The following is a 17,905-nucleotide window of genomic DNA, read 5'->3' on the forward strand; positions in this document are numbered from 1 at the left end:
GTGCCTCCTCACGTATGCATCGTCTGGTTCATGGTTCCGGGGGCGTACGCGTCCGGGTCGACCCAGACGTTGATCAGCGACGGTTTGCCCGACGCGCGGGCCCGCTGGAGCGCCGGGCCGATATCGGCCGGGTCGCGGACCTCCTCGCCGTAACCGCCGAGCATCTGGGCGAACTTGTCGTAGTGCACGTCGCCGAGGGTGTTGCCGACTCGTTCGCGCTCCGGGCCGTACTTGGCGCACTGGCCGTAACGGATCTGGTTCATCGAGGAGTTGTTGCCGACGATCCCGACGAAGGGGAGGTCGTAGCGGACCAGCGTCTCGAAGTCCCAGCCGGTCAGGGAGAACGCGCCGTCACCGAAGAGCGCCACGACCTCCTTGCCGGGCCGCGCCTGCTTGGCGGCCAGGACGAAGGGGATTCCGACGCCGAGGGTGCCGAGTGGGCCAGGCCCCATCCAGTGGCCGGGGGACTTGGGCTGCACGACCTGGCCGGAGAAGGTGACGATGTCGCCGCCGTCGCCGATGAAGATCGAGTCCTCGGTGAGGAAGTCGTTGATTTCGCTGACCAGGCGGTACGGGTGGATGGGCGACGCGTCGGACCTGAGGTGCGGCAGCCGCTTGTCCGTCGCCCTGGTCTCGACCACGCGCAGCTCGTCCAGCCAGTCCTTGCGGCCGGCAGCGCCGCCGTTGATCCGTTCCGACGCCGCCTGGGTCACGGCGGCCAGGACGCGTCCCGCGTCGCCGACGATGCCGAGGGCGATGTCGCGGTTCTTGCCGACCGTGCGGTAGTCCAGGTCGATCTGGACGACGGTGGCGGTGGGGGAGAGGCGCTTGCCGTAGCCCATCAGGCTGTCGAACGGCGTGCCGACGATGATGATCAGGTCGGCCTCGCTGAAGGCATAGCGCCGCGAGAGCTGGAAGTGGTGCGGGTCGCCGGGCGGGAGGGTGCCGCGCCCTGCGCCGGTCATGTACGCGGGCACGTTGAGGGTGCGTACGAGTTCGACGGCGGCGTCGGTCGCGCGGGTCGTCCAGACCTGGCTGCCGAGCAGGATGGCCGGCTTCCGGGCGTGGACCAGGAGGTCGGAGAGCTCCTCGATGGCCGCGGGGTCGCCGATGCTGCGGGTGGAGGCGCGGTAGGCGCCGGCTTTGGGGATGCGGGCCTTCTCGACCGGGACCCTGGCGTCGAGCACGTCGCGCGGGATCTCCAGGAACGAGGGCCCGGGGGCGCCGTTGTAACACTCGCGGAAGGCCATGGAGACCAGGTCGGCGACGCGGGCGGTGTCGGGCACGGTGGCCGCGAACTTGGTGATCGGGGTCATCATGTCGACGTGCGGGAGGTCCTGGAGGGACCCCATCTTGTGCTGGCTGTGGGAGCCTTGGCCGCCGATGAGCAGCATGGGGGACTCGGCCCGGAAGGCGTTGGCCACACCGGTGATCGCATCGGTGGTGCCGGGGCCGGCGGTGACGACCGCGACGCCCGGTTTGCCGGTGACGCGGGCGTAGCCGTCCGCCGCGTGTGCGGCCACCTGTTCATGCCGGACGTCGATCACGTCGATGCCCTCGTCGACGCAGCCGTCATAGATGTCGATGATGTGCCCGCCGCAAAGCGTGTAGATGACGTCGACCCCCTCGGCTTTGAGGGCCTTGGCGACGAGATGGCCGCCGGAGACGAGGTCTGAGGTGTCGAAAGTGCGGTCGGGCATGGCGCGTTCAACCCCTTCAGGTCCGTGGTCTGTACATTGCATACAGCCGACGAATACTGTATGCAGACGGTTATCCCTCATCGGCAAGTCGATGTCCAGGGGGCGTGCACCGGATTCTCATCGGGACCTCATCCAAGACCCAAGCAAGGGCAGGTGCGTTGACGATGGATCTGTTCGAGTACCAAGCACGAGAACTGTTCGCGAAGCACGGCGTCCCCGTGCTCGACTCCCACGTAGTGGACGAGGCCGAAGCCGCTGGCGAAGCGGCCCGCCTCCTCGGCGGCCGAGCCGTGGTGAAGGCCCAGGTCAAGACCGGCGGCCGGGGCAAGGCAGGCGGCGTGAAACTCGCCTCGGACCCGGCGGAAGCCGTGGCCCACGCCGCCCGCATCCTCGGCATGGACATCAAGGGCCACACCGTGGAAAAGGTCATGCTGACCCGGACCGCCGACATCGCGGAGGAGTACTACGTCTCCTTCCTCCTCGACCGCACCAACCGCACCTTCCTGGCCATGGCGTCCGTGGAGGGCGGCATGGACATCGAGGAGGTCGCCGCCACCCGGCCGGAGGCCCTGTCCCGGATCCCCATCGACCCGGACGAGGGCGTCACGGACGACAAGGCACGCGAGATCGTGGCCGCCGCCGGCCTGCCCGACGAAGCGGCGCCCGTACTGACCGCGCTGTGGCGGGTGTTCACCGAGGAGGACGCCCTCCTGGTCGAGGTCAACCCGCTCGTACGCACCGAGGATGGCCAGATCCTCGCCCTCGACGGCAAGGTCACTCTCGACGCCAACGCCCGCTTCCGGCACCCTGACCACACCGCATACGAAACCCCCGGCGAGGGCGACCCCCTGGAGGCCGCGGCCAAGACCAAGGGCCTGAACTACGTCAAGCTCGACGGCTCCGTCGGCATCATCGGCAACGGCGCGGGTCTGGTCATGTCCACCCTCGACGTGGTTGCCTACTCGGGTTCGGATCCCGCCAACTTCCTCGACATCGGCGGCGGCGCCTCCGCCCAGGTCATGGCCGACGGCCTCGGCGTCATCCTCGCCGACCCGGACGTACGGTCCGTCTTCGTCAACGTCTTCGGCGGCATCACCGCCTGCGACGCGGTCGCCGACGGCATCATCCAAGCCCTGGACCAGGTCGAGCTGACCAAGCCACTGGTCGTACGCCTCGACGGCAACAACGCCGAGCGCGGCCGGGCCATCCTGCGGGACGCGGCCGCTTCGCTGGGTCCCCTCGTACAGCAGCTGGACACCATGGACGGCGCGGCCTCGCGGGCCGCCGAGCTGGCAATCGCAGGGAGCTGATCCGCATGGCCATCTTCATCGACCGGAACAGCAAGGTCATCGTCCAGGGCATGACCGGCATCGAGGGCATGAAGCACACCCGCCGCATGCTCGCCGCCGGCACCGACGTCGTCGGCGGCGTCAACCCCCGCAAGGCCGGCACTTCCGTCACCGTCGAGGGCCGTACGGTCCCGGTCTTCGGCTCCGTGAAGGAGGCAATGGCCGCCACCGACGCCGACGTCACCGTGGTCTTCGTCCCGCCGCCCTTCGTGCGCGCCGCCGTGGACGAGGCCTCCGACGCCGGCATCGACGTCGCCGTCGTCATCACCGAGGGCGTGCCCGTCCACGACACCGTCGCCTTCCGTGCCCGCGCCGCCTCCTCCGGCACCCGGCTCATCGGCCCCAACTGCCCCGGCCTGATCAGCCCCGGCCAGTCCAACGCCGGCATCATCCCGGCCGACATCACCACCGCCGGGCGCATCGGCCTGGTCTCCAAGTCCGGCACCCTCACATACCAACTCATGTACGAGCTGCGCGACATCGGCTTCTCCACCGCCGTCGGCATCGGCGGCGACCCGGTCATCGGCACCACCCATATCGACTGCCTCCGCGCCTTCGAGCAGGACCCCGACACCGACCTCATCGTCATGATCGGCGAGATCGGCGGTGACGCCGAGGAGCGCGCCGCCGCCTACATCGCCGAGCACATCAGCAAACCCGTCGTCGGCTACGTCGCCGGGTTCACCGCCCCCGAGGGCAAGACCATGGGCCACGCCGGCGCCATCGTTTCCGGGTCCTCCGGCACCGCCCTCGCCAAGCAGCAGGCCCTCGAAGCCGCCGGCGTCGCTGTGGGACGTACGCCCTCGGCCGCCGCCCGTCTCGTACGGGAGCGGCTCGCATGACCGGCGCGGAGCACCTGCTGTCCCGCCGGCACCACGTGGGCGCCGCGCTCACGCCACTCGACCCGGAAAAGCGGCGCCCTCTGACCCGGGTCGCCATCGTCGCCTGTATGGACGCCCGGCTGGGCATCGAGACCATGTTCGGCCTCAGGGCAGGCGACGCCCATGTCATCCGCAACGCGGGTGGGTGTATCACCTCCGACACCCTCCGTTCGCTGCGGTTGAGTCAGATACGAGGCGGCACCCGCGAAATAGTGCTGGTGCATCACGAGGACTGCGCGGCGCTCAGCGACCCCGACGCGGACCTGCGGGAGTGCCTCGATCTACTGCGTACGAGCAATGAGCTGCCGCATACAGATGTGGTGCGGGGCTTCATCTACACGCGCGGTGGTGCGCTGCGCGAGATCCGCCCCGATCGACGAGCGGAGTAACCCTCATGACCCTCACGTCCCCCTCACCCCTCACCCCTCACCCCGTCCCCCGCAACTTCCCCGACTACCACCTCATGCCCGCCTGATCCGTCCGCCTGCGCATTCGCACGGCCCGCCACGCACAGTGGCGGGTCGTGCGCCCCCCGCCCACGCGGAATACGCAGGTGAAACGCACCCCGAATCCTTGGTATCCTTGTCCACGTCGCCGCGGGCAACCGCACGACACACACCTGGTCCGGGTGGCGGAATGGCAGACGCGCTAGCTTGAGGTGCTAGTGCCCTTTATCGGGCGTGGGGGTTCAAGTCCCCCCTCGGACACGATATTTTCACCAACGAAATGCTGGCTGGGAGCGATCCCGACCAGCATTTTGTGCTGTTGCGGTTGGTAGGTCATCCGCAGCCCGAGTGCGCGGTACAGCCGGTTCTTCTGCGTCCCTTGGGCGCTACGGAGCGCATCCGCGGCGTCTCCCGCCGCGTCCACGAGCTCGGCCAATTCTCTCGCGCGAGAGCACGCGGGGCTTGCGGGTGCGTAGCTGGGCCGCCGCGGTGGCTCGGCGGGCTTCGGTCTCGGCGATCCACTGGGCGACGGTCTCGGAGTCGGCGGCCCCGGAATCGATCAGGGCTCTGTAGCGGGTGAGTTTCCCGTCGCAGTCGCGGACGATGGCCGCGGTGGCTGCGTCGGCTGCGCCGGCACACACCGTCTGCGCTTCGTACATCTGGTTGATGGTGGCTGCCTTCCGGCATGGGGCGAACTGTAGGGAGATCCATTCGTCGAGTTTGGGGACGACATCGCGCTCGCGGAAGAGCACGTTGCGGGGGTGGTCGACCTTGTTCGCCAAGGCGTATTGCAGGGCAAAGCGGCACCGGTAGTAGGCCTCGTCGTGGGACCACTGGGTGCCAATCCGGCGTCGGCACAGGCCGCAGGTTACAAGGCCTTGGAGCTGGTAGTCGTGGTGGCGACTTTGGCGTTCCTTCATGCCGGTGCGTGCGGCGCGCGTGGACATCAGTTCCTGTGCGCGCCAGAAGCGCGCGATGTCGATGAGCGGTGGGTGGACGGTCTCCTTCGACCACACCCATGTATCGGAGCCGTTCCACTTCATTTGGGTCTGGTAGCCGAGCGCGACGTCTTCGACGTTGAGGAGGACTTCCTGCTTGCGTTGCTTGTTCCACACCTGGTGCCCGGTGTAGCGCGGAATTGCGGTCTGGATCGTGTGCGGATGGGCAGGGGATGCCGTCGGCGGTGAGGCCTTCGGCGACGGCGTAGAAGCCGCGCCCGTCCAGTGTGGGCGTACGCGTCGCGTAGTTCCGCGAGCAGGGTGACTACGGCAGCCTCGGCTACGACGGACACCACGACTGGCCGGTGCTGCAGGGCCGCTACACCCTGTGCGTGCTGTTCGAGTACGCGGCCACCCTCGGCCTCGTCGACGTCCAGTACATCGACCCGGACGGCGCCCGGGACGACTTCCGCCACATGTGGGGTGCCGACTGGCTGGAGCGGCTCAGCCGCTACGACGGGCTGCTCGCCATCCGGTTGAACCCGCTCGGGGCGTACGCGACGGGGCGCGCCGACGACTACCGGCCCCGTCCGGCGCCCGCCGTCGGGGCACGGAGCCCGGTCAGGGTCCTGCCGAACTTCGACATCGTGGCACTCGACGGCCTGGCCCCCGCCGAGGCGCTGCTGCTCGAGGCGTTCGCGACCCGGTCCGCCGACCACGTCTGGACGCTGTCCACCGCCTCCCTGCTGAAGGCCCTCCACGCAGGCCGCGGCCTGGACGAGCTGCGCCGCTTCCTTGCCAGGAGCGACACAGGAGAGGAACTGCCGCAGACCGTCACGGCTTTGCTGGCCGACGCCGCCTCCCGCACGGAGAAGGTACGGGATCTGGGCACGTGCCACCTGCTGGAGTGCGTGGACGAGGCACAGGCAGTGATGATCGCGAAGGACCGCAAGGCGGGCGCGCTGTGCTCCCGGATCGGTCGGGAACACCTCATGGTGGCCCCCAGCGATCTGCCGACTTTCCGCGCCGCGCTGCTGAGACTCGGCTGCGTACTGCCCGCCCGGACCTGAGCGGGATGTTCATGCCCAGGGCGCGGTCCGTGGGGCGCGGGCCCGTGCTCGGAGCGCGGTGAGGGCGGCAGCTTGGCCGGTGGGGGTGAGGGAGAGGGTGGAGCGGCGGCGATCTCGGTATGCCAGGAAGCCGAGGGCCTCGCCGGGACGCAGCCACTGCCACAGGAAGTGGCGGGTGTCGTCGGGGCGTGGCGGGGTGCCGTCGGCGAGGGTGAACGCCTCGGCGGCCAGGGTGTGCACGGCACCGGTGAGGTCGTCGAGCGTGAGCTCTCCGTCGAGCAGGGCCGCTGCGGCGGCTTCGGCGAGCTCGGCTCGGACACCGTCGCCGAACCACGCGCGGGCGGCGATGGCCTGCAACAGGGCCGGGTCGGCGAGGTGCTGCCGACCGCGGGCGGTCAGGGAAAGCTTCCGGTGCCGCTTGGCGAGCAGCCGCGCCTCGCGGGCCAGTTCGTGCAGTTCGACGAGGCGGACGACGTCGTACTCGGTGCGCGGCACCATGCCGGGCAGATACCAGTCGTAGCGTTCGGTGGCCTCGATGACCAGAGCCCGCGGCAGGTAGCCGGCCTGGGTCAGCGTCACCCCGTCGCCGACCGACTCCAGCAGCCAGCGTAGGGGTTCGGCCGTGTCGGCGGGCACCTGGGGCGCCGCGCTCAGCAGGTCCGCCAGGGCGCCGCGCAGACGGCGGCGGGCGGCGGGCGGGGCCTCGGCCCAGGTACGGCGGCGCTCGCTGTGGACGGCGTCCAGCGGGGTACGGCCGTCGTGCGCGGGGTGTGGGGTGGTGAGCCAGCGCTCCACGTGCTTGATACGCGCGGCGGCGTAGCCGCGGGCACCGGGCACCAGCACACCCTCGTCGAGTGCCTGCTCCAGCAGCCGGGAGGCGTTGCCGTGGGCAACGGCCTCGTCGATGCCCATCACCGGCCCCCATGTGAGCAGGGCGGTGTCCGGCGGCGTCACCGGGGAGGCGCCCACTGCCCGCTGGTAGGCGGCCCGCCCCTGATCGGGCGAGCGCCGCCATGCGTCGAGGATCTCGCGGGTGGCCTCCGACGTGCAGACGGCCGCGGCCCGGGAGCGGCCGGCGTCCTGAAGGAGTTCGGCCAGGGCGGTGAGGATGTGCGGGTACTCGGCGAGCTCGGCCATCCACTTGACCGGCAGCTCGTACCAGCAGAACCGCTCCACGTCCTCCTGGGCGAGCGAGTCGGCTGGGCCGCCGTCCGGCAGCAGCCAGCCGAGGAGCCGGTCCCGCATCTTGCTCGTGTCGTCGGCGCGCGTCATGCGTGTCCTTCCCCGCCTAGTTCCCGGTCGACTTCGATGGCCCGGCGTTGTACCCAGTCCCGATGGAACCCCGGCCGGTCCGCCGCCCGGAGCACGGCTCGGGCGGTCGCGGCGTCACCCTGCCGCAGGGCGCACGAGACCATGGCCTCCAGCGGTTGCCAGTCCTCCGAGCCCAGCACAGCCGCGGTGGCGGTGAACCGGTCCACCGCCCCGGCCGCGACCTGGGCGTAGGCGCGAAGCCCCAGGATCTCACGGGCTCGGAAGTCCCAGCGTGCCGAGGCGTACTCGCCGTGCAGCGCGCAGGCCAGAGTCTCCACCAGGTCCAGATCGCCCCGGACCCCGGCGTGAAGGAACAATTCGGCCTCCTGCCGAGACGTCCCGCCGAAATCGCCGACCTCACCCAGGAGTTCAAGGAAGTCCTGCCAGAACACGTCGGCAGGCATCGTCGTCTGCCGCCAGGGGACGACGGCGTACTCGGTCACCGCCTGGCGCAGCCACTCGCCCAATGTGCCGCACGAGTCGTCGCACACCCTCACCGCCCGCACCCCGCAGGTCAGCGCGGCCCGCCGGATGGCCAGCAGCCTTGCTGCGTCCCCGTCTGCTTCTCCCACCTGGGCGACTGTGGCTTCGGCCAGATCCTCCGCCACCGACATCGTCGCCCACTGGCCGTGATGCCGATCCAGATCCACAACCCCGGCGAATGCTTCGTACGGTCCCTGCGGCGACACTGGGAAGCGCGGCCACGCCCCGGTCAGAGCCCGCTCGGACAGCCGCCGACCCGGAGTCCACCACATGGGCGCCGTCTTCGCCCGCCCCTCCAGCGCCTGCTTCCACACCTTGGAACGGGCCCGGGCGAGGACCTTCGGATCTCGCACCGCGCCCCCGGCCAGCTCGGCCGCACCGAGCCCGTCCGCCGCAAGACGCTCCCGCAGATCCAGCAGATGACTCCACAACGGTTCCAGATACGCCCCGGGCATGACCCCGCCCGACCGCTCCCGCGTCAGGCGAACATCGAAGGCATCCCAGTCGCCGCCGCAGTCCACCACGCACGCCACGGCGAACCACACGTCCCAGTGCGACCACTCGCCCGACGGTGCCGTATGAGGCCACGGCTCCGGGCCGAACGTCGGCGGCCTGCGCCTGCTCGTGGCCTTGTCCGCTGTGCTCACCAGCGCATTGTCGCACCGGAGACGACGGCGCTCGTAGCGCGCCATGGGGGTCACCCTGTTCGAGCGCAGCCGAGAACTTGGGGGAGTAGCCTCGCGCGCATGACCGAGGCATGGACCGACCACGCGCTCAAGGCGCTCCGCGCCGCCTGCCACACCGCAGACGGCCCGTCCCTGCTCGCCCTGCTGCGTATGCACGACCGCGCCGTGAGTGACAGCGGGTGTCTCTGATGTCCTTCGCCAAGGGCTGGCGGGTCAGGTTGTGGCGTTTGTCAATGTGAGGGTGCAGAGGCTTCTGGTCCAGGTCGGCGACCTTGAGTGGAGACCGGCGCCCCACCAGCCGGGCTCTCTGCTGGCCGAGCACGTCCATGGCCGGGTTGTCCGCGGCAGAATGGGGTCCATGGTCGACCTGGAGACAACCCCGAAGATCCGTGCGCGGATGAGCAAGCAGCGCAGTCGCGACACGGACATCGAGATGACCCTCCGCAGGACCCTCCATGCCGTCGGGCTCCGCTACCGGGCCGCAGACCGCTCAAGGGTGTGGGCCGCGAGGCCGACGTTCTCTTCGGCCCGGCGCGCGTCGCGGTCTTCGTCGACGGCTGCTTCTGGCACGGCTGCCCTGAGCATGCGACATGGCCGAGGAACAACGCGGTGTTCTGGCGCGAGAAGATCGAGAAGGACCGTGCTCGCGACAGCGACACTGACGCCCGTCTCGCGGAGGCAGGCTGGGCATCGGTGCAGGTCTGGGAGCACGAGAACGCCGCCGAAGCCGCCGAGCGGATCGTCGCCCTGGTGCGGGAGCGTCGTGGGGCGTAGGCCAGGCCGAGCTCGGCCGTTGAGCCACAACCCTACGAATGGCTGGGGCAGGCGGTGGCCGGGGGTGCCTTCCAGCTGCATGGACCTCCACGGCACTGCTGCTCGCGGTCGCGGTGGCGGCCGCTCTGCTGCTGAAGCCCGCCCCGCAGAAGTGACGGCCGGGGCCCAATTCACGAAGGAGACGACCCCATGACGACATGGACGAGCGACGAACTCACCAGGATCGAGCGGGCGGAGGAGCTGCAGATCGCGTCCCTGCGGCGCGACGGCACGCTGGGAAGCCGGCGGACGATCTGGGTCGTCCGCCTGGGCGACGACATCTGCATCCGATCCGTGAACGGACCCACCTCCGCCTGGTATCGCGGCACCCGGGCCCGCCAGGAAGGCCGCGAAGCGTCAGCCGCAGCGCACGCCGAGCGTAGGAGCAGGCGTCAACTGAAGGCGCGCCGGTAGGCGTTGGGGCTGACGCCGGTGGTCCGTTTGAAGCGGTCGCGGAAGGCGGTGGGTGAGCCGAAGCCGACCTGGGCGCCGATGCGTTCGACGGGGTGGCGCGTGGTCTCGAGGAGGTGCTGGGCCTGGCGGATGCGGGCGCGGTGGAGCCACTGGAGCGGGGTGGTTCCGGTCTGTTCGCGGAAACGGCGGATCAGGGTCCGGGTGCTGGTTCCGGTGTAGGCGGCGATGTCGGCGAGGGTGAGGTCGCGGGCGAGGTTGTCCTGCAACCAGGTAAGGAGGGGTTCGAGCGCGGAGCCCTGGGGTGTGGGGTTGCGATTGTGGACGATGAACTGCGCTTGTCCGCCCTCGCGTTCCAGGGGCATGACGGACAGCCGGGCCGCGTCGGCGGCGACGGCCGAGCCGTAGTCGCGGCGGATCAGGTGCAGGCACAGGTCCAGGCCGGCGGCGGCGCCGGCGGAGGTGAGGATCTGGCCGTTGTCGACGTACAGGACGTCCGGGTTGACCTCGATGTCGGGGTGGATGGCGGCAAGTTGGGCGGCGGCGATCCAGTGGGTGGTGGCACGCAGGCCGTCGAGCAGGCCGGAGGCGGCCAGCGGAAAGGTGCCCGAGCAGATGGAGGCGATGCGCGTGCCGTCGTCGGCGGCTGCGCGCAGGGCATCGCGGACGGCGGGGGCGAGGGGGGCCGCCGGGTTGTCCGTACCGGGCACGATGATCGTGTCCGCGCCTTTGAGGCCCTCCAGTCCCCACGGCGCGCGCAGGGTGAAGGCACCTGTGTCGATCTCCGGCTTCTCCGCGCACACACGGATCTGGTAGCCGGGGCGCCCGTCCGGGAGGCGGGTGCGGGTGAAGACCTCGATCGGGGTGGACAGGTCGAACGGGATCACCCGGTCGAGCGCTAGGACGGCGACTGTGTGCATGGCCAGAAGATACCTGCCCGCCGAATGCTCGTTTCGGTCGCTGCGAAGACAAGAAGTGTCGTTTTCCCAGCTCATAGCCTCTCCTTGAAGGCTGTGGCGATATCCCGTTGGAAGCTGTCACTAATGCCACTGGGGACGCTTCGGTAGCCGGTTTAACGTCGGAAGCGTCCGGCGCAGAGACCGGCCCAACCGCACCGCATCCGAAGGAACGTCCATGCACGCCCAGATCGTCTTGTTCGACGGCTTCGATCCGCTCGACGTCATCGCCTCCTACGAGGTGCTGTACGCAGGTGGCACAGCCTCCGGCGGCGCGGTGAGCGTGGAACTGGTCTCCGCCGAGGGGCCACGCGAGGTGGTGAGCGGTACCGGTGGCCTCGCGCTACGCGCCACTGCCGGCCTCGACCCCGGGCGCGCGGGCCTGATCCTGGTTCCTGGCGCATCGGGCCGGGTCGGAGAGCCCGGCGAGGTCCCCGACCAGGACATGGGGGCGGGGGAGTGGAGGCAGGACGAGTTCGTCCCCGTGCTGCTGGGCCGCACCCTGACCACCGGGTTGCCCACGCTGTTGAAGGCGGCGGTGGCGAATCCGGAGGTGACGACCGCCGCGGTGTGCGGCGGTTCGCTCGTCCTGGCCATGGCGGGCCTGCTGGAGGGCCGTCACGCCACCACCCATCACCTGGGCCTGGACATGCTCGACGCCACCGGCGTCCACGCGGTCCACGCCCGCGTCGTCGACGACGGCGACCTCGTCACCGGCGCCGGCGTCACTTCCGGGCTCGACCTGAGCCTGTATCTGCTGGAGCGCGAGGTCGGCCCCCGGATCGCCCACGCTGTCGAGGAGCTGTTCGCCCACGAGCGCCGCGGCACGGTCTGGCGCCACCAGGGCCCGTCGCCCGCCGGTCTCTGACCGCCCGCGCGCCTCTCCCGTACGTCTCACTCTCGCCGCACCGTAAGGAAGAACAGCACCATGCCCGTCGAAGGCACCTGGGACCTGTCCATCGCCACCCCCATCGGCAAGATCAAGGCCGTCGTCGAACTCCGTCGGCAGGACGATGTCCTGACCGGCGTCGCCCACGGGGCCGGAGAGGAAGTCACGCTGGGCGACGTCGTCCTCGACGGTGACCGGCTCACCTGGAAGCAGGCCATCACCAAGCCCATGCGCCTGAATCTGGCCTTTGACGTGACGGTCGACGGCGACACCCTGACCGGAACCTCCAGGGCCGGACGTCTGCCGGCCTCCAAGGTCACCGGCCGGCGTCACACCGTCCGAGCCACCACGGAACTCCGACCGTGACGAAACTCTTCCTCTCCCTGCACGTCCTGGCCGCCGTGCTGGCCATCGGCCCGATCACCGTCGCAGCGAGCATGTTTCCCAAAGCCCTGCGCCGCGCCCACAGCGAGCCGGGTGACCACGAGGCGCTCACCACCCTTCGGTTGCTTCACCGGATCTGCCGGGTCTACGCGGTCATCGGCATCGCCGTACCCGTCTTCGGGTTCGCCACCGCCAGCAGCCTCGGCGTCCTCGGCAGCGGATGGCTGGTCACCTCGATCCTCCTGACCGCCGCAGCCGCCGCCATCCTGGCGCTGCTGATCCTGCCCGCCCAGGACAGTGCGCTCGCCACCGCGACGCAGGCGGCCCCCAGCTCCGGCGCCGACCCTCGATCAGCCGCCCGCCTGGCCATGCTCACCGGCATCTTCAACCTGCTGTGGGCCACCGTCACCGTACTGATGATCATCCGCCCCGGCTCCACCACAGGAGTATGACCGTGGACCTTCGCCACCTCCGTATCGCGGCACACGTCGAACTCGCCTCGCTCATCGCCATGCTGGCCAACCTCGCCACCGCTCACCTCAAACCCGTCTCCGCCCTGCTGGGCCCAACCCACGGCTGCGCCTACCTCTTCGTTCTGGCAGCGACCTGGCGCCTCGAACAAGCCACGACCACCACCAAGGCCACTGCCGTCATCCCCGGCATCGGCGGCCTCCTCGCACTCCGCCGGATCGAACGTCGGACGCTCCAGCGGGCCGGTCACCGCGAAGGTGGCGGGGCCCGGTAGCCCGGGAAGGGTCAACTGCCGTACCCGGCCACCCAGATCCAGTTCTGGCGTTCGTACAGCACCCGGAAACCGATGTTCGATGGTGACGGGTTCGGCTTTCTCCCCGGCCGTGTCCATGGCTTCGGCGGCGGACAGTAGCAGTGCGGGGATGTAACCCCGGTAGAGGGGGCGTTCGATGCGGGCCGGCAGGTCGATGCGGGCCACCAGTTCGTCCGGTACCAGGGCGTCCTCGACGAGGACATCGTGGCTCCCGGAGCTGCGCATGCCGCTGACGTTCCACGTGTCCCGGATGGACAGCTGATCCCGGGGGAGCACGAAGTGCCGGACGTCCGGCAGGCCCGCTTCCGTCGGGCGCGGGGCACCGTCCTGCATGACGACGGCGACCACGACGAACCAGTCCGGGCGCAGCCCCGGGGGCTGCCCGGACTGGGCTTCCAAGACTGCTTCAGAAGCGAGCCGCCCCAGCCTGTACAGCTCGCTACGCCCCACTGGCGCACGTGAGGCCCCCGAAAGAATCAGCTTCATTTGCGCTGGGGAATCGTATGCATCTAAGTCTTTCGGCCCAAATGGTGGGATGTACTGTCCCGTTATGCGCCTTTGGATAAGAAAAGTTCCGCGCGATTCACAGATTTGATCCAGGTCTTCCCTTCGCGACACACGAGTGTCATAGTGACGCGCTGTGTCATCCAAGAGCCTATGGATCTGATTCATTTGTCGAAGGGGACCCTCGACGTGGCAGGGCGCAGGGAGGGTAGGAACGGGCGTAATGTCCGACCGTTACCGTCCGGGTCGAATCGCGTATCTCGCCGACGCCTACCGCCTCCGCGCGGCGGTACATGGCTGACGCGCGAGCACCACGTGGACGCCGAGGGCTCGTCCACACCCCCACCTCACACACGCACCCGGAACGGTGACACGAAATGCCGTGCCGCCTCGGCAGACCTATCTCCAACCAACGACGTCTCGGAGAATCCATGCATCGACGTTCCTTGCGCTCGGCCGTATTCCGGATAGCCACCGGTGTACTGCCAACGCTCCTCGCAGCTGCTGCAGTTGGTGTGGGCGCGCCTCCCGCCTCAGCCGCAACCGCCCCCATCGTCTACTCCGTCTCTCCCAACGGACAGGGATCCACCTGCTCGACCCAGGCCCCATGTGCACTGCTGACGGCGCAGTCCATGGTCCGACAGGCGACAAGCGCGATGACCACGGACATCAACGTCGTGCTGGCCGACGGGACGTACCGGCTCGACGGCCCCCTCTCGTTCGGCTCCGCGGCGGGCGACTCGGCGACCGGCGGTCACACCGTCAGCTACCAGGCGGCCCCCGGCGCCCACCCGGTGCTCAGCGGCGGGCAGCAGGTCACCGGATGGACCCAGGGTTCCAACGGCGTGTGGAGCGCGAACGTCCCGGCCGGCACCGACACCCGGCAGCTCTACGTCGACGGCGTGCGCGCGAACCGCGCGTCCGGGCCGGCGCCGACCACCTTCACTCGTACCGCCACCGGCTACACGACCTCCAACACGACCCTGGCCGGCTGGCAGAACATCTCCAACGTCGAGTTCGTCTACGGCGTCGAGTGGACGCAGATGCGCTGCGGAGTCGCGTCGGTGTCGGGGACCACGGTGACGATGCAGCAGCCGTGCTTCGACAACTCCACGAAGAAGCAGTACGGCGTGAACGCCGACGTGCCGAGCTTCATCGAGAACGCGAAGGAACTGCTCAACGCCCCGGGCGAGTTCTACCTCGACAAGCCGGGCCACACCATCTACTACCTGCCGCGCGCGGGTCAGCAGATGAGCACCGCCGACGTCGAGATGGCGAGCCTGCAGAATCTGATCACCGGCAACGGCACCGCGTCGAATCCGCTGCGCGGCCTGGCCATCAGCGGTATCACTGTCGCGTACGGGGGCTGGACCACCCCGAACTCGTCCGACGGCTTCTCCGAGGTGCAGGCGAACATGCGCCTCACCGGTGCGAACGCCTGGCAGAAGCAGGGTTCGTGCGACCGCTTCTCCACCACTGATCCGGGCACCTGCCCGTACGGCAACTGGACGATGACTCCGGGCAATGTGACGTTCACCTACACCGACGGGCTGAAGCTCAGCGGCAACACGTTCCAGCATCTCGGCGCCGCCGGCCTCCAGTTGGGGCAGGGCGTCACCAACTCCTCGATCACCGGAAACGTCTTCACCGACATCTCCGGAAACGGCGTCGAGATCGGCAACGGCACCGACGCGAACCCCACCGACCTCTCCGTCCTGCCCACCGGCAACACCATCGCCGACAACTGGATCCACAACGTCGCCGTCGAGTACACCGGGGGTGTCGGCATCTTCCAGGGCTACACCCGCAACGACACCATCACGCACAACCAGGTCAACAACGTCCCCTACAGCGGCATCAGTTCGAACTGGGGCTGGGGACGCACCGCCACCAAAACCTCGGGCAACAAGATCACCAACAACCTCGTCTACGACTACATGCAGCAACGCTCCGACGGCGGCGGCATCTACGTCCTGGGCCAGGAAGGCACGTCCCTCGCCGACGGCCTGGTCATCAGCGGCAACGTCGTGCGCGGCGCCGGGGGCGGCGGGTTCGCCATCTACACCGACGGCGGCAGCCAGTACGTGACCATGACCGGCAACGCCGCCTACAACGCCAACAACGCCTCCATGGGCGGCTGCAAGGAGGGGACCACCACTCCCTACGGCGACTTCTCCTTCACCGGCAACTACTTCGAGAACCTCACACCCAACTGGGTCTGTGGCGACCCGAGCAACGTCAACGTCAGCGGCAACACCCAGGTCTCCGCTGCCGGCGTCGGCGTGCCGGCGACCGTGCTGGCCAACGCCGGCCTCGAATCGGCGTACGCGGGCATCGCGGCACCGCCGGCCGGCGTGGCACCGACCAACCTCGCGGCCCACAAGCCGGCCGTGGCGCAGTTCATCGACGGCAGCACCGCGCAACTGCAGCCGGAGTCGCAGCTGACCTACGCCACGGACGGTGACCCCGCCACGTATATCCAGGCCAGCGGGCAGTTCCGGTGGCAGCTCGTGGTCGACCTCCAGCAGGCGCAGGGCCTGGGGTACATCACGGTCGGCATGCCCCAGGCCCACTTCGCCACCGACTTCCACGTGGACGCCTCGACCGACGGCACCACCTGGACCACCGTCGGCACCGTCAACAACAGCGGGTGGGGGAGCATCCCGGTCGCGTTCAGCACGCCGGTGACGGCCAGGTACCTGCGCGTCGTCGCCGACAAGCCGGACAACTCGGGCCAGCGAGGCGACCAGATGGCGATCAGTGAGATCGGTGCGTACGCCCCCATCCAGGGAGGCAGCAACACCGCGCTGAAGACCCCGGCCCAGGCGCTGTTCATCGACGGAACCCAGGCCGACATGCAACCGGGCTCCACGCCGGCGCTCGGCAACGACGGCAACACGTCAACTTTCGCGCAGGCGTCGGGACGCTACCGGTGGTCGCTGCAGGTGGACCTCCAGCAACCGGAGTCGATCAGCGTGCTGTCCGTCCTGATGCCCACCGACAAGTACGCGACCGCCTTCCACGTCGACGTCTCCCTCGACAACTCGACATTCTGGACGGTCGCGCACCGCACTGACAGCGCCGGCGGTATCACCGGCATCCAGCTGGACGCACCCGTCACCGCTCGCTATGTGCGGGTCATAGCCGACCGCCCGAACTCCGGCGGCCAGACGGGCGGCCAGATGGCCATCAGCGAACTCGCCGTCTACGGCACCAAGTAGAGGAGAGCACCCGGATGCGCGGCCCAGCCCGGCCCCGCATCCGGGTGTGATCCCCAGGCCTACCGCTCGGGGTGGTGCTGAGCGAGGAGCTGCGCCAGGTGTAGGCCCCGCCGACCGGCGAGCTGGTCCAGCTGGGTGCGGCAGGAGAAGCCGTCGGCGAGCAGCTCCGTGCCCTCGTCCGCGGCGCGTACGGCGGGCAGCAATGAGGTCTCCGCCACCGCCGCGGAGACCTCGTAGTGGCCGCGCTCGGCGCCGAAATTCCCCGCCAGGCCGCAACAGCCGCCCACCGCCTCCACGGTGGCCCCCGCCTTCTCCAGCAGTGCTCGGTCGGTCGCCCATCCCATCACCGCGTGCTGGTGGCAGTGCGGCTGCGCCACTGCCCGTACGCCGGTCAGATCGGGCAGCGGGGCATCGCGCTCGGTCAGCAACTCGGCCAGGGTCCTGGTGGCCCCGGCCACCGCGGCCCGGTGCGGGTCGTCGGGCAGCAGGTGTTCCGCGTCGCCGCGGAAGACGGCTGTGCAGGACGGCTCCAGGCCGACGATCGGCACTCCGCGTTCGGCTTCGGGGGCGAGCGAGGCGACGCTGCGTCTGAGGATCCGCCGGGCCGCATCGAGCTGGCCGGTGGAGATCCAGGTCAGCCCGCAGCACAGCCGCCGAGGCGAGATACGTACCGAGAAGCCCGCGGCCTCCAGGACTCGCACCGCCGCGATGCCGACCTCGGGACTGAAGTGGTCGGTGAAGGTGTCCACCCACAGCACCACCGGATCCCCGGCGGCCGGCTCGTGGGTGGCGAACCAGCGCCGGAAGGTCTGCGCGGCGAAGAGCGGCAGCTCGCGCCGGTGATCGACGCCCGCCATGCGCTTGCCGACGGCTCCGAGCGGGCCGCGCATCACGCGGTTGGCAACTCCCGGCGCCCGCGCGGCCAGGGCGGCCCAGCGCGGCAGTCGGCCCAGTGCGTAGTGGCTGGCCGGACGCAGCCGGCGCCGGTACGCCTGGTAGAGCATCTCGGCCTTGTAGGTGGCCATGTCCACCCCGGTCGGGCAGTCCACTGAACAGCCCTTGCACGACAGGCACAGATC

The 17,905-nt window shown here is 69.5% G+C and carries 18 protein-coding genes and 1 tRNA gene; 13 read left to right on the plus strand and 6 right to left on the minus strand.

Annotated features, from left to right (window positions below):
* Positions 1-8: 8 nt before the first annotated feature.
* Positions 9-1,700 carry a thiamine pyrophosphate-binding protein gene (locus EFK10_RS28925; RefSeq protein WP_127358605.1) on the minus strand — a complete coding sequence of 564 codons (1,692 nt, stop codon included), beginning with the start codon at positions 1,698-1,700 and terminating at the stop codon, positions 9-11.
* A 164-nt stretch (positions 1,701-1,864) separates the two neighbouring features.
* Between EFK10_RS28925 and sucC the strand changes: the two genes are divergently transcribed.
* From sucC to EFK10_RS28945, 4 genes are all read left to right on the plus strand, one after another.
* Positions 1,865-3,010 carry an ADP-forming succinate--CoA ligase subunit beta gene (gene sucC / locus EFK10_RS28930; RefSeq protein WP_127358606.1) on the plus strand — a complete coding sequence of 382 codons (1,146 nt, stop codon included), beginning with the start codon at positions 1,865-1,867 and terminating at the stop codon, positions 3,008-3,010.
* Positions 3,011-3,015: 5 nt separating this feature from the next.
* On the plus strand, positions 3,016-3,891 hold the full coding sequence (gene sucD, locus EFK10_RS28935) for a succinate--CoA ligase subunit alpha (protein WP_127358607.1): 876 nt from the start codon (positions 3,016-3,018) through the stop codon (positions 3,889-3,891).
* Positions 3,888-4,319, plus strand: coding sequence for a carbonic anhydrase (locus EFK10_RS28940; RefSeq protein WP_127358608.1), 432 nt, complete (start codon positions 3,888-3,890; stop codon positions 4,317-4,319). The genes sucD and EFK10_RS28940 overlap by 4 nt, the downstream gene beginning before the upstream one ends.
* A gap of 233 nt (positions 4,320-4,552) precedes the next feature.
* Positions 4,553-4,637: transfer RNA gene (locus tag EFK10_RS28945), tRNA-Leu, on the plus strand.
* A gap of 125 nt (positions 4,638-4,762) precedes the next feature.
* Here EFK10_RS28945 and EFK10_RS28950 read toward each other — a convergent pair.
* Positions 4,763-5,491 carry a hypothetical protein gene (locus tag EFK10_RS28950; RefSeq protein ID WP_127358609.1) on the minus strand — a complete coding sequence of 243 codons (729 nt, stop codon included), beginning with the start codon at positions 5,489-5,491 and terminating at the stop codon, positions 4,763-4,765.
* 188 nt (positions 5,492-5,679) lie between these two features.
* Between EFK10_RS28950 and EFK10_RS28955 the strand changes: the two genes are divergently transcribed.
* Positions 5,680-6,384, plus strand: a complete 705-nt coding sequence (locus tag EFK10_RS28955; protein ID WP_127358610.1) for a helicase-associated domain-containing protein — start codon at positions 5,680-5,682, stop codon at positions 6,382-6,384.
* Between the two features lie 9 nt (positions 6,385-6,393).
* On the opposite strand, the gene EFK10_RS47855 is transcribed toward EFK10_RS28955, so the two are convergent.
* On the minus strand, positions 6,394-7,656 hold the full coding sequence (locus EFK10_RS47855) for a hypothetical protein (protein ID WP_164836184.1): 1,263 nt from the start codon (positions 7,654-7,656) through the stop codon (positions 6,394-6,396).
* Positions 7,653-8,825 (minus strand): hypothetical protein, encoded by a 1,173-nt coding sequence (locus EFK10_RS28965; RefSeq protein ID WP_127358611.1) that lies wholly within the window; start codon positions 8,823-8,825, stop codon positions 7,653-7,655. The genes EFK10_RS47855 and EFK10_RS28965 overlap by 4 nt, the downstream gene beginning before the upstream one ends.
* A gap of 99 nt (positions 8,826-8,924) precedes the next feature.
* Between EFK10_RS28965 and EFK10_RS52305 the strand changes: the two genes are divergently transcribed.
* The 3 genes from EFK10_RS52305 to EFK10_RS28975 all read left to right on the plus strand — a co-directional run bounded on the left by EFK10_RS52305 (position 8,925) and on the right by EFK10_RS28975 (position 10,091).
* A complete protein-coding gene (locus EFK10_RS52305; RefSeq protein WP_265737570.1) occupies positions 8,925-9,053 on the plus strand; it encodes a hypothetical protein in 129 nt (42 codons plus the stop codon).
* A 309-nt stretch (positions 9,054-9,362) separates the two neighbouring features.
* Positions 9,363-9,638, plus strand: a complete 276-nt coding sequence (locus EFK10_RS28970; RefSeq protein WP_322973424.1) for a hypothetical protein — start codon at positions 9,363-9,365, stop codon at positions 9,636-9,638.
* A gap of 189 nt (positions 9,639-9,827) precedes the next feature.
* Positions 9,828-10,091: a DUF2255 family protein gene (locus tag EFK10_RS28975; protein ID WP_127358612.1), complete on the plus strand. Its 264-nt coding sequence runs from the start codon at positions 9,828-9,830 to the stop codon at positions 10,089-10,091.
* Here EFK10_RS28975 and EFK10_RS28980 read toward each other — a convergent pair.
* Positions 10,070-11,008, minus strand: coding sequence for a GlxA family transcriptional regulator (locus EFK10_RS28980; protein WP_127358613.1), 939 nt, complete (start codon positions 11,006-11,008; stop codon positions 10,070-10,072). The two genes, EFK10_RS28975 and EFK10_RS28980, sit on opposite strands and share 22 nt — an antisense overlap.
* Positions 11,009-11,222: 214 nt before the next feature.
* Between EFK10_RS28980 and EFK10_RS28985 the strand changes: the two genes are divergently transcribed.
* From EFK10_RS28985 to EFK10_RS29005, 5 genes are all read left to right on the plus strand, one after another.
* Entirely contained in the window at positions 11,223-11,912 is a 690-nt protein-coding gene (locus tag EFK10_RS28985; RefSeq protein WP_127358614.1) for a DJ-1/PfpI family protein, read from the plus strand.
* A 60-nt stretch (positions 11,913-11,972) separates the two neighbouring features.
* The gene (locus EFK10_RS28990) at positions 11,973-12,299 is read left to right on the plus strand and encodes a hypothetical protein (protein ID WP_127358615.1); all 327 of its coding nucleotides are present in this window, start codon (positions 11,973-11,975) and stop codon (positions 12,297-12,299) included.
* Positions 12,296-12,769 (plus strand): DUF2269 family protein, encoded by a 474-nt coding sequence (locus EFK10_RS28995; RefSeq protein WP_127358616.1) that lies wholly within the window; start codon positions 12,296-12,298, stop codon positions 12,767-12,769. The genes EFK10_RS28990 and EFK10_RS28995 overlap by 4 nt, the downstream gene beginning before the upstream one ends.
* The gene (locus EFK10_RS29000; protein WP_164836185.1) at positions 12,766-13,062 is read left to right on the plus strand and encodes a DUF3817 domain-containing protein; all 297 of its coding nucleotides are present in this window, start codon (positions 12,766-12,768) and stop codon (positions 13,060-13,062) included. The genes EFK10_RS28995 and EFK10_RS29000 overlap by 4 nt, the downstream gene beginning before the upstream one ends.
* Before the next feature lie 1,199 nt (positions 13,063-14,261).
* Entirely contained in the window at positions 14,262-16,826 is a 2,565-nt protein-coding gene (locus EFK10_RS29005) for a galactose-binding domain-containing protein (RefSeq protein ID WP_164836186.1), read from the plus strand.
* Positions 16,827-16,885: 59 nt separating this feature from the next.
* On the opposite strand, the gene EFK10_RS29010 is transcribed toward EFK10_RS29005, so the two are convergent.
* On the minus strand, positions 16,886-17,905 hold a 1,020-nt coding region (locus EFK10_RS29010; RefSeq protein ID WP_265737571.1), incomplete at its 5' end, for a (Fe-S)-binding protein.

The organism is Streptomyces soli, from assembly GCF_003999195.1.
GTDB lineage: Bacteria > Actinomycetota > Actinomycetes > Streptomycetales > Streptomycetaceae > Actinacidiphila > Actinacidiphila soli.